Source organism: Winogradskyella bathintestinalis (assembly GCF_030407435.1).
In the GTDB taxonomy this organism is placed as follows: Bacteria; Bacteroidota; Bacteroidia; order Flavobacteriales; family Flavobacteriaceae; genus Winogradskyella; species Winogradskyella bathintestinalis.
In genome coordinates this window covers 177,305-189,520 of record NZ_JASDDK010000004.1, presented here as the reverse complement: position 1 = coordinate 189,520, position 12,216 = coordinate 177,305, and the positions used below count along the sequence as shown (strand labels likewise).

The following is a 12,216-nucleotide window of genomic DNA, read 5'->3' as shown; positions in this document are numbered from 1 at the left end:
AATATTAATTTTTATTAAGTTGTCTCTGAACCAAAGCCTTGAGTTCATCTATTTGTTTTTGTTGGTTTTCTATTCTGGTTTGCTGTTCTTGGATGGCTTTTATAGCAATCACGCCAAAAGCCGAATAATTTACACCGTAGGTATCGTCAACTTCAGAATAATACACTACTTCCGGAAACAACTGTTGCACTTCCTGCGCGATCACCCCAATTGACTTTTTCTTTGTCGTATCTGCTCTATAGGTATACGATTTGGTATCCAAGGCAAGTACCTTATCGAGTACTGGATTTAGTTCATTAATATTTTCTTTTAATCGAATATCCGATCCTTGTACATAGGCTCCAGTTGTAGCGCTAATTAAGCCTTTTAAGGTAGATCCATAGTGAAATCGCAATCCAAACCCATGGGTTATATCCCAGTCCTGATTCGCTGTTCCATCATTGAATGCTAATCCAAGCCCTACGGATTGACCAGCTTGATAGACGTGCAATCGCGATGAAGGGGTACCATTAACGCCTAGTTTCCCATTACCTAAAAGAGTCATTTTATTACCTGCGCCATCAGCATTTCTGAAATAGAAGTTGACTCTGGCTGTAGTAGTACTAGTACTAGGTAGCGCAGCAATTTGCCAATCGCTATTAGCAACTGATGTATTCTCGAAACCTATTCTTGCATAATCGTTTCCTTCTTCCTCTAAAAGAAGATGCATTTTATTAATGGTGCTATTCTTCTGAATGTGCATCCATGCTTCTGTTGTATTAATCTGTCCAATTTTAAATTCTCCATCTTGCTCGAACATAAAGTGTCTTGTAAACGTATTACTCGCACTGGGTTTTGAAGCCAACTGCAATCTGGATCCCGAACCAGAAGTGGAAAATTGCCACTGGTTTCCATTATTGGGAAATCCCAATACCATCTCGCCCAAATTTGTTTGAACAAAGAGGTCTCCGCCCACATGCAAACGGGCAAAATCTTCAGGATCTGTTACGCCTATACCCACTCTTCCTGAATAATACGCTTCAGTACCATTCAGCGACCAAACTCCGTCATCGGTTCCGGGAACCCAATTTGCACCATTAAATTTTAAGACCTCACCATTTGAAGGTGTTCCGGTCACATTGGTGAGATCGTCAAGCTCCATATCGGAAGCTTTTTCAGCAGAAATCGAATAAGGAACCGCATTGAACGGCGTGGTTCCAAGATCTGTTAGTCCGCCACCTATATTTACCTGAACGTTAAGAAGATGATCATCTGCAGCCCAATCGATTGTATCGAACGTACCCATTATAGGCGTTCCTTCACCTATGTTTACAATAACAATTCCGTTTTCATCAGTGGTGGGTACGTGACTTTCGGTATAAACAGTAGTAGCGTTTTCTAATACGGAAAATTGCACCTGAATGAGTTCATTCGCTACAATGTTTCCGCCTTCATCTTTAATAACAGCTTTATAGTTAATGCCGTTTTGGGTAAATCCTAAAAAGGTTAGGAATAATGCGAGTAATGTAATTTTTGTTTTCATAATACATAAATATTTTGGTTATCCATTTATAATTTAAAATCCAAATAATTAATAATAGGGTGTTTATGTATAGTTATTAGAGGGAAAATTAGTTTCTGATTTTGCATTAAAAACTTTTATAAAATTACTATTCATACTTTATTTGGTATATTACTATTGTAACAAATGATATAACGTATGTAACATGACTTACTATTACTGGTTATTTATTCCTATTGCAGCTAAATTTTAATAGTAATAAGTTTAATAGAATTAATATTATTATTCCTGAACAGATATAAATTAGGGTTGTCATTTTTTATGCGTTGTCACCAAATAATTAGCTAAATCCTTTACTTTATTCGTCAGTGCCTCATGTTGTTCCTCAGTTCTGCCTTGCACAGAAGCTTTAGTTTGATAGGTGATCACAAAGAAGCTGTCGTAGTTTTGGTTTAATATACGCACTGTGCCTCGTCGTGGCTGAAGTGTGATATAACAATCGCCAGCATCTGCCAATACAATATCTCTGCCCATAAGTACGCCACTTGGTAGCTCTGCTTTATCTTTCAAGAGGTTTGCAATTTCTTTTTTGCTCTGTCCTTTGCTGCTCGGAACTGACATAAAGCGAAAGGTTGTCCCTGTATTATCGTGACCTTCACCAAATCCGTTGATTTTAAAAAGACATTCGTTTGGCGATTTACTTGTTTGTGCACTAATATTAGGTTCTGGTATTTGTAGCACTTTGGCGAGATCAGATACAGAAACATCACAGGTATAGGTATCAAACAAACTACTATAATCTGCACTGGAAGTGTTGGATATTTTAACCTCTTTTTTTTTGTCTTTTTGAACGGTTTGATTTGTACTTGTTGTGTCTTTATTGGTTTCTGATTTACAGGCTACCAACAGTATGATAGCGATGAGTATGATTTGTTTTTTCATTGTATTATATTTTTTTTACTATTATTTATGACACATGATATGGTCACTTTTTTAAAGTACTTTAATCTTCAATATATGTTACGTATACTTTATAAACTACCATCTCATCCCATTCTGAAGGTTGGGATTGTGCTAAAATTCGATATTGACAAGTTGATGCAACGGTTTCATCTACATCAAAAGAAATGGTCGTAAAATCGGAACTATTCCAATTAATTAATCCATAACCACCTATAATTGTATCTGATATAAATTGACCAGAATCTCCACAATGTTTTACAAGACTAAACGTTAAATCTAGCTCTGAGCTAAAATCCTTAAATACACAAGTTATATTTAATATTCTCGAATTAATTGGTAAAACAAGAGGTGCTTCAATTACATCGGTATCTGAGCCATATATAAAATTATTACCATACCAAGAAGAATTGTCTATACCTCTGCCAATAAACTGTGATGAAGGTATAACAATAGTCTTTTCTCTTTTTTTCTCTCCTAAGGTTATCCATCCAATTTCATCAATATAACCTTCAAAAGCATTAGTGGTTTCATTAAAACGGATTGTACCAGGTGTAGGTGCTGTAAAATCGTTGGCTACTTTTAGCTTACCGCTAACATCCAAAGTCTGCGTCGGTGTTTCTGATTCATAGCCAATACCTACTTTTCCATTTTTAAGAACGGTAAGGGCATTGCTTCTACTTTCAGTGCTTATAGTTGCAGTGCCATTGCCAATTTCAAAAAGCGGATCTGTATCTACCCATGCGTTAGGATTTCCTCCTCCAACATTATAGGTGCCAATTGCCGTAGAAGCGTAAGATTCGGCATTTGTTCTATTTCCTAAAGCAGTAGAATAATAACCAGCAGCAATTGTGTTGAGACCAAAAGCTACTGAGCGATTACCAATATTCTGATCATCCCATTCGTTATCTAAGGCTCTACCCGCTCTAAAAGAACCTTTACCGACATTAAAGAACATACGGGAATCTCCCAATGAAGTGCCGGAATCGTCAAGTTGCATACTTCCAAACACAAAATCATCAGTTGTGTTTTCTGAAAATGTAATACCATTATCACTTTTAAATGTTTGGTTTCTTACATTTTCCGCTAAAAGGGCATAAGGCACAGCATTAAATGGAGTGTCATCAAAATAAACGAAAGAGCTGTCTAACTCTAAATCAATACCAACTCTTAAAACGTAGTCATCTTCTCCCCAGTTTATAGTAGTAAAATCTTGGAACTGCCCAGGTGAACCTTGACCAATAGTAAGAACAACTAGGCCATTTGCATCTGTAGTTGTTAAATGATCTTCGTTATATTCTAAACCACCACCAGATTTAAATATAAAAAAACGAACTTCAATTTCTTGGTTGGCAACTACATTTCCTAAATCATCTTTAATAAGCGCTTTATAATTAATGCCTTGTTGGGCAAAACTTGATATTGAGACTAAAATCGCAATTAGTAATGCGACTGAAACTTTACTCCGCTTAATATAATTGTTTCTGTAGTTATTGATTTTTGATTTCATTGTAATGCATTTTTAATGTTTTATTTTCTCTGATATTAATTGACTCATTTCTTCAGACTCAAATAAGGTTTTAAATTCCCGCTTAAATATGGACTGTAAGTCTTTGATATATTTTTTTTCAAGGTCTGTTTTATCATGCCTTTCAAACTTCCCACTTATGGTAATGCCTTTTAATTGGAATACCATTTTGCTATCCACCTTCTTTGGCGTGAGTAAAAGACTTATGTATTTATCTCCTGTCCAGTTCACTATATGCGGTGTAGAATCTGATAATCTGTGATAACTGGTGTAAGCATTTAGTCTACTTCTTATAACAATAGTATCTTGATCTTTAAATGAAATGGTAAAGAATAGCTGCTGATATTTATTTGTTTTAAATAACACATCTGAGTTTGTAGCGGTTTGAAAATTATACTTCCAAAACACAGGTCCTCCATAATGTCCTTTATATAATTCCTTTTTAGCTTCCATCGGTAGACTATCTTCAGCTATTTGAAAGCTGTCCTTTACATCGAGAATTTTGTTTAACTCGTCGATATTACAAAAAGCTTTATCACCTTTTAATTCCAATTTAAAATTAGGGGCAAGCGTTGTGTTTAAAAGATTTTTTAGTTGTTCTGCTTCGTCTTGCTGTAGCTTTTGACCCATTACCAACTGACCCAAGCAAACTATTGCTATACTAATGATGTGATACTTGTAATTCATGTCCGGTATTTATTTTTCATTGCACAAAAAAATAAAAGGGACTATTATAACCCCTTTATATTTTGAACTAGATGAGTTTTGAGTCTTTAGAAATTGCAAGAGTTACTCCCATCGTATAACCCCCTTTTTGCATGGTGCCAACGATCAAAATACTATCTTCTTGGTAAATTATTGAGACATTAGTAAGTTTATGAGAGACTTCGGTAGATCCCGTTTTCCAGTTCACCTTTATATTGTTTTTGTCAATCTTTCCTTGGCCTCCATTATCCGGGTGTACATAAATCCTGAATTCATTGTTAGAATTATTATCATTTCGGGTGGCTTTGGCATTGACTTGTATATAGTCATTAGCAGATTTTGATATGATCAGTTCATTCCGAAATGAAACGTCTACCGTATGCGCCACATTAGCTTCTTCTGCATTGGGTGTCTTGATTACCGTAAACGATCCCGTCATAAAATAGGCTCGTTTATTAGCTTCAACATCGGCCTTGATGCTTGCAAGGCTCATATCTGCAAAAAAATAAGACCGTAAATTTTTATCGTTGTGAATTATTGAGTTGTTGAAGTTTTTTGCATGAATTGACGTAGTCATACACAATATTGTAATAATGCTTAAAATAGTTTTCATAATTTCTTAATTTTAATGGTTATTGTTTGTTTTGATGTGGCACGACCAATATTTCTACGTGCCTATTCTTAATTCTAATTTTTTCTGAATCATTTTCCTGTCAAAGGTTTATTCTTCCTAGTTTTGCTCCTTCTTTTTAAATTTTATTCTGGGAATTAATTGTTTCAAGGTTTTAGATACACTTTTGGTACGTGCTAAACACGGCGTTACCTACTTATATACAGTTCTGCCTGCTTTTAGAATACTGTGACTATTAAAATTATATTTTTCAATAATTTTGAATGTTCATGGTTTCTATGTAATTAGGCTAAGAGTTCAATAAAAACTTGAGGAGAATTTTTAAGATTATATGGAGCTGATCTTTTAAATTAACTTCTATTGGTATGTAGTACAATATTGCCTCCTTCAAATGTAATACTTGTAACACTTGCCAAATCAATATTAGCACTGTCGGCCAAAGTTCTAATCTGCCTTGCTATTTCAGCACGTTGGTCGTTAAAAGCATTTCTGAATTCACTTTCCATAATAGGTATAACTGTCTTTTTAACAATACCTTCAAAAAGTTCACCGAAAACAGCACCGTCCACGTCACCTAAATAGCTAACATCTACTACCTCAAGGGTTAAACTCCCATTAAAAGGAACAACATTAAGCTGCACGTTCCATCGGTTATCGTCTAGTTGATAATCTGGGGCTGCATTATCTTCCCTAAACTTGGCACAATTGGAACACATTCCCTTGAGTTCTGCACCATCTTCCTCAAAAATCAAAACCAAATTGAGTTGATCACCATTAAAGCTTGAAATGGCACTATTGAGATTCATATTGTTCATGTAGTATTTTTTGTCTCTCACACCTCTTGTATATTCAGGAATATTAAAATTGAATCGATTTCCTCCAAGTTCAACAAAAGACTCATTTTCAACAAACCAACTAATATCTCCGGCAGTGTCGCGGTACCTACTTCCATAATTATTGAGTTTTATTTCCATATTGCCTAAATAGGCGTTGACGAATCCTGTAAAAAGAGTTTTAGAAATTGTGAACCCTTTAGAAGCCACAGGGGCTTTTGCAATAGCAAGAGTTACTCCAATTGTGTAACCCCCTTTTTGAGTTGTACCAACGATTAGAATACTATCCTCTTGATATATTATAGAGACATTAGTTAGTTTATTTGCGACTTCAGTAGAGCCCGTTTTCCAATTCACCTTTATATTACTTTTGTCAATCTTCCCTTGCCCTCCGTTATCCTGATTCACATAAATCCTGAATTCATTGTTAGAATTATTATCATTTCGTTTGGCTTGTGCATTGACTTGGATATAATCATTACCAGATTTTGAAATGATCAGTTCATTTCGAAATGAAACATCTACTGTATGCGCCACATCGCCTTGTTTTGCATTGGGTGCTTTGATTGCCGTAAAAGAACCTGTCATAAAATAGGAGCGATCATTGGCTTCAACATCGGCTTTGATGCTTGATATGCTCATATCTGCAAAAAAATAAGACCGTAAATTTTTACCCTTGTCAATTTTTGGGTTGTTGGAATCGTTTGCCTGAATAGAAAAAGTCATGCATATTACTGTAATGATGCTTAAAATTGTTTTCATAATTTCTTGATTTTTATTGTTAATATTTACTTTAATTCGGCACGACCAAAATTTCCACACGCCTGTTTTTACTTCTGTTTATATCTGAATCATTATCAACTAAAGGTTTAGATTCTCCATAGCCTTTTTCTTGCCATTTAAATTGTGAGCTGGGTATTAATTGTTTCAAGGCTTTGGATACACTTTTGGCACGTGCCAGAGACAAGGCGTGATTGGTAGCCTCACTTCCAACATCATCCGTATGGCCTTCCACGATGACCTTTCCTTTTTTGAGTACGATAATACTATTTACCAATGCTTTAAGGGCGTCCATACCTTTTGGCTTTAATTCACTTTTACCAGAATCAAATAAAACCTGACTATCTAAATTTAAGCGCATGGCTGAACCTATTGCCGCAACGGCATCAATATCAGCACCAGGAATTCCACTTTTCCCCTCTAGGTCTTTGAAACGCACGTAATAAAAGAGTTCATTCGGTTTTACGAATGGTGCAATATCTACTTCGGCGACGCCACCATCGATCTTTCCTATTTTTACCCAAGATTTTCCGTCCTTGGATATTTCTAGGTCTGTAGGTTCTATTTCCCCAACCTCAAACAGATATAAATCCGGACCGTTCACATCTACCAATGCATTATCTATAAAACGTATGGTCAATGTGCCACCAAGACCTAGGCTATAATCTCCCGTAGCATCGTCATAAGTAATGATAACATCGGGTTCACCGAGTACATTTTTGACATTTTGAGTCAACAACTTAGGATGGTTGACGTTCACAACCTCATCTGCAAAAGATAATGGACCCAAAGGCAAATACACTGTTGTTTTACGGTGACCTACATAACTTACACCTACTTCATCACCGTAAAACAAATCGGGATTTAGTTTTTTGAATTTCTGTTTTGCAGCCTCCGATTTTCGCAAAATATCCTTATGGAAAATGACAACAGATTTTTTCCGATTTTCAATAGCACGCTGAAATCTTGGACTTGCCTTTAATTTACCTGAAGCAATGTCTTTTTCGGTTTCCTCTAATTCTGCTAGAAATTCCTTTGACTCTTTTTCACTATGCATGTGCATGGACTTATTTCTATAGGCCGTGATTTTTTTGTTTTCTTCGATACTTACCGGGATTTCATTTTTCCGTTCTATATCTCCCATCACATAACCTGCTTCGGTAAGATCCAATTGAGACATCATATTGGTACCTGCCAATGAATCGATTTTTTTTAGTTTTGCCATGGTCGCTTCTGGTCCAGATTCTGCCTGTACTATTAAAATGGCTTCTTCTAAAGACACACCCGTTGGTGTTTTTTGTGAGGTCAATTGTTCTTTTGAAATCTTTCCTTTTTGCACAGGCTCATAAGCAATAGTATTTCCCTGTTCCTTCATTGCTCGTTCTGCAAGCACCTTTAGACTGTCTGGATTGTTAATCAGTTTTTCCAATGATTCACGAGAGACACCACTTTGCACTAACATATCGATTAACATTTCGGTATCGAGTTGGAAATTAACTTCATCATTGCTTTCTGAACTTTCAATTAAGCTTTTGCCTATATTGAAAAGGTCATTTAATTCTGAACTAGTATTTGTTTTTAAAGTTTTATCCGTATCATTTATTGAGGTTTCAGATTCTGAAGTCGTATTAGAATAAGAACTCACATCTGCATCAGCATCTTTAGAGTCACCTGATTTATTTCCACAGGAATATGTTGCAAAAGCAATTAGAATAAGAAGAATTGTTTTTTTCATGGTAATTATATTTAGCGATGGTATCTCATCTCAACAAAATTGTAGAACATCACCCCAAACCTATCATACCAATCTTCCATACCATGTGCTTGCTCGCAAGCATCTAGAGCCATTAAACTTTGATGGAAGCTTTCTAACATTTCAACACGTTTTAAATCATAAGCTTTATTAACCTCCTCAATACTTCTCATAATCCCTCTTCTTTGGGATTGCCAGACGATGCCTACTACTCCATGATAACCAGAAGTGTTATCTCCTAAGGCTACAGCTGCATCTGTATAAGCAGTGGAACAGTTGTAAATGGTTTGAAGTTTTTCTAAATTATAGCGACATCTGTTAAATTCGGCACGAGCAGATCTAAAACAATCGGCACAGGCGTCTTCTTCATCATCGCAAAAGGATGGTATCCTCGGCTGTCCAGGAGGAGTACCAGAACCCAAACAAGAACCTAAATTTCTATACGCATTGGCAAAGTCTTCCAAAACCTTCTCAGTTTCAAATGCTTTGTTGATGGTATTTATTTGTGAATCAATATGTCCATTAATAGTTGCGTTCACAGCATTTCTTTCCCGTCTATGAAATACTTCTGTTTCTACATTTGATTGCCTAGCACGCTCAATACCGACAGTTTGGCTATAACCTACAGATGATATTCCACATACAAACGGTAAGAGAACCAATAGCATGGTTTTCTTTCTACCCATTAGTTTTCCCGCTAGTAATCCTACCACTAACAAAAGCACACCGATGATAATAAAAATCCACAAGTTGCTTTCGGCTGTTTGGACTGTGTCCGTTTTTTCCACCGGCGTTTCTAAACCCATATTTTTTTCTGTGGCCTTAACAAAGGGTGAACCCAAATAATTTTTGACCTCTGGACTTGCATTGACAACAATAGTATATGGAATGTCAATAGCTTCATCTGATGACACTGTGAATCCAATATCTTGATGGCTTCGAACCTTAAAGTTGATATAACCGTCTTTTGAAGTAGCTGTTTTTTGCGTTTCTTCTACATTGCTCCAAGTGTTGAAAACAACATCTGCACTTAAGTTCGTTTTGGCATCATTAGCAAAAATAAAAATGTCCACAAATTGAAAAACGTCGTGTCCCTCTACGTAATGATAATTTATAGAGTCCTTCATTAACGTTGTACTACCTTCTATATACTTTGCGCCTTTATATTTAGGGTGTGCAGTAAGTTCTAATTTAGTCGGTTTAATTTTAGGGTCGAGGGTAAAAGGTTGTGCTGATAAAAAGTTAGCACACAAAATTAAAAGACCGATTGTTATATAAGTTTTGTTTGATTTCATAAGTATTATGTTTTAATTATTTGGAACCAAAAGCTTTGTCTAGGTCTGAATATCCTACACCTGTAAAGTTTATGCCTTCTACTGTTATTAATTTATCATCAGTGTTTGCTATTGCATTTTTTTCAAAACGGGCATCTAAATCTGAAACCCCTGCATTACCCGATGCTTTAGTTGGGTTTGATAAATCTATAGTACCAGAAATTTTAGCATTTGGATGAATACTATTCGTGTCAGGGTGATATATATACATTGCTGTCATAGTTTTACCATCGTTTTTGGGCACTTTTAAATGAATATTAACTTTTTCTAATTTTTTGGTGTCTGCATCGTAAAAAAGCTGTACTGTTTCTGACCCTCTATCAAGTTTCTTTATAAACGTAATTATTGCCGTACGTTTTTTTGTTTTTGCATGTGTATCAACAATACCAGAAGCTTTGGTGTAAGCCCAATCTTTGCCGTTTATTTTACAGAGAAAGGTACCGTTGCTTGTATTTTTGCTTTTAGTGGCTGTTTCTTTTTTTACAACTTCCGCGGTTGCTGTTTCATTTTTTTCATTTTGTTCTAATGAATTTGTTTCATTACTTTCCTTACATGATGTTAGAGCGATAATGAGGACTATCAATAATGTATATGGTTTCATAATTTTGATTTTATTGGTTATTTGCTTCTATTTTTTCGACGCGTGAGATAAGGTTGCTAACTGTAGCTATTAAAGATGAATTGTCCGCAGACATAGTTTCAATTTGTGAATTCTGCCCATCAATAATAGCTTGTTGTTCTTGCAGTGCTTTTATTAATACTGGAATCAACTCTGTATAAGACAAGGCCAGTAAATCTGAATCTTTAACATAATGGGTAATACTCGGAAAAACATCCTTAACTTCCTGTGAGATAAGACCCAAGTTGCGTTTGGTATCGGTTTGGTCTTTCATGAGATAACTTACTGGGTTGAGTTGCATGACCTTATTGAGTGTGCCATTTTCTAAAGCTGTGATATCTTTTTTTACACGCCTGTCTGAGGCTTGTACATACGCGCCACTATTTGAATTCCATGAACCTTTAAAAATTCCATCTTTATAAAGGTTGAGATATGTTGCTGTATAGAATTGCCAAGAGTGATTAGTATCAGAATTACGAATACTTAATGCATTTCTTAGATTTGATATTGGTGCACCGTTACTATGAGTTACTTCTAATAGGCTTTCAGGGTTATCTCCTCCAACACTTGTGTTTCCGTTTTTTAATATAGTTAAGGCGTTATTCGTGGTACTGGGACTTTGTCCATTTCCAATCACAAAAAGACGATCGTTCTCATTCCAGTTTGAAGTATTACTAGGCACATAACTTGTATTGTATGAGCCTATAGCTGTTTCGGCATAGGATTGGGCAGTTGTCTTAATTCCTATTGCTGTTGAATTTGTTCCAGAAGCATTCGTATTATCACCTATAGCTGTCGAAGAACTTCCAGAAGCCAAAGTGTAACTTCCTAATGCTATTGAGCCTGCTCCAGAAGCGCTTGCACCTGATCCTATTGCTATTGAATTAGTGTCTGAAGCATTCGCAAAATTTCCAATAGCCACGGAATTATACTCCGAAGCCTTTGTATTATATCCTATTGCTGTAGAATAAAGACCTGTTGCACCTCTTTCTTCTATTGCATCTCTGTCTGAATAACTTAAGTCTATGGCACCATTGCCTATAGAACCATAATTCGATGGATTTCTCCCAACCAATCGCCAACCTGTAATACCACTCTCTGTAATTTTTTCCAGTCCGGATACGTTATTTGCTATTTCTGCAACATTGGCAATATACGCAGCGTGTGCATACGATGCGTAAGGTACTTTTTTAAATGGTTCAGGATCTAAGGACACGTAAGTACCATCATTCTCAATATCAATATCGACTTGTAATAGGTAAAGATCAACTCCCCAATCCAAACCGAAAAACACACCATTTTCTATTGTACCTTCTCCAATAACAACGACTATAATACCATTAGAGGTGGTCATTGTATTATGTATTTCTTGATACACAATATTAGCTGGCACAGTACGATCAAGTATACTAAACCGAACGCTAATAGGTTGTTCACTAACAACGTTACCGTCGCTATCCTTTATAACGGCCTTATAATTAATGCCGACTCCTATAGCTTGTGCATAGCTAGAAATTGAAATAAATAGTACGATGATTAATATGATTATATTTTTTTTCATGATTTCATGTT

10 protein-coding genes are annotated in these 12,216 nt (G+C 35.8%); all 10 read right to left on the bottom strand.

Annotated elements, in window-relative coordinates; all coding sequences use genetic code 11:
• Positions 1–4: 4 nt before the first annotated feature.
• Positions 5–1,522, bottom strand: coding sequence for a tail fiber domain-containing protein (locus QMA06_RS12065; protein WP_290207116.1), 1,518 nt, complete (start codon positions 1,520–1,522; stop codon positions 5–7).
• A 291-nt stretch (positions 1,523–1,813) separates the two neighbouring features.
• The gene (locus tag QMA06_RS12060; RefSeq protein ID WP_290207115.1) at positions 1,814–2,407 is read right to left on the bottom strand and encodes a hypothetical protein; all 594 of its coding nucleotides are present in this window, start codon (positions 2,405–2,407) and stop codon (positions 1,814–1,816) included.
• 97 nt (positions 2,408–2,504) lie between these two features.
• Positions 2,505–3,971, bottom strand: coding sequence for a hypothetical protein (locus tag QMA06_RS12055; protein WP_290207114.1), 1,467 nt, complete (start codon positions 3,969–3,971; stop codon positions 2,505–2,507).
• A gap of 12 nt (positions 3,972–3,983) precedes the next feature.
• Entirely contained in the window at positions 3,984–4,676 is a 693-nt protein-coding gene (locus QMA06_RS12050) for a hypothetical protein (RefSeq protein WP_290207113.1), read from the bottom strand.
• A gap of 67 nt (positions 4,677–4,743) precedes the next feature.
• On the bottom strand, positions 4,744–5,307 hold the full coding sequence (locus tag QMA06_RS12045; protein ID WP_290207112.1) for a hypothetical protein: 564 nt from the start codon (positions 5,305–5,307) through the stop codon (positions 4,744–4,746).
• A gap of 368 nt (positions 5,308–5,675) precedes the next feature.
• Positions 5,676–6,920, bottom strand: coding sequence for a hypothetical protein (locus QMA06_RS12040; RefSeq protein WP_290207111.1), 1,245 nt, complete (start codon positions 6,918–6,920; stop codon positions 5,676–5,678).
• A gap of 31 nt (positions 6,921–6,951) precedes the next feature.
• Entirely contained in the window at positions 6,952–8,673 is a 1,722-nt protein-coding gene (locus QMA06_RS12035) for an OmpA family protein (RefSeq protein ID WP_290207110.1), read from the bottom strand.
• An 11-nt stretch (positions 8,674–8,684) separates the two neighbouring features.
• On the bottom strand, positions 8,685–9,944 hold the full coding sequence (locus QMA06_RS12030) for a hypothetical protein (RefSeq protein WP_290207109.1): 1,260 nt from the start codon (positions 9,942–9,944) through the stop codon (positions 8,685–8,687).
• Between the two features lie 58 nt (positions 9,945–10,002).
• On the bottom strand, positions 10,003–10,626 hold the full coding sequence (locus QMA06_RS12025) for a hypothetical protein (protein WP_290207108.1): 624 nt from the start codon (positions 10,624–10,626) through the stop codon (positions 10,003–10,005).
• 10 nt (positions 10,627–10,636) lie between these two features.
• Complete coding sequence (locus QMA06_RS12020) at positions 10,637–12,205, bottom strand: tail fiber domain-containing protein (RefSeq protein WP_290207107.1); 1,569 nt, start codon at positions 12,203–12,205, stop codon at positions 10,637–10,639.
• Positions 12,206–12,216: the final 11 nt, after the last annotated feature.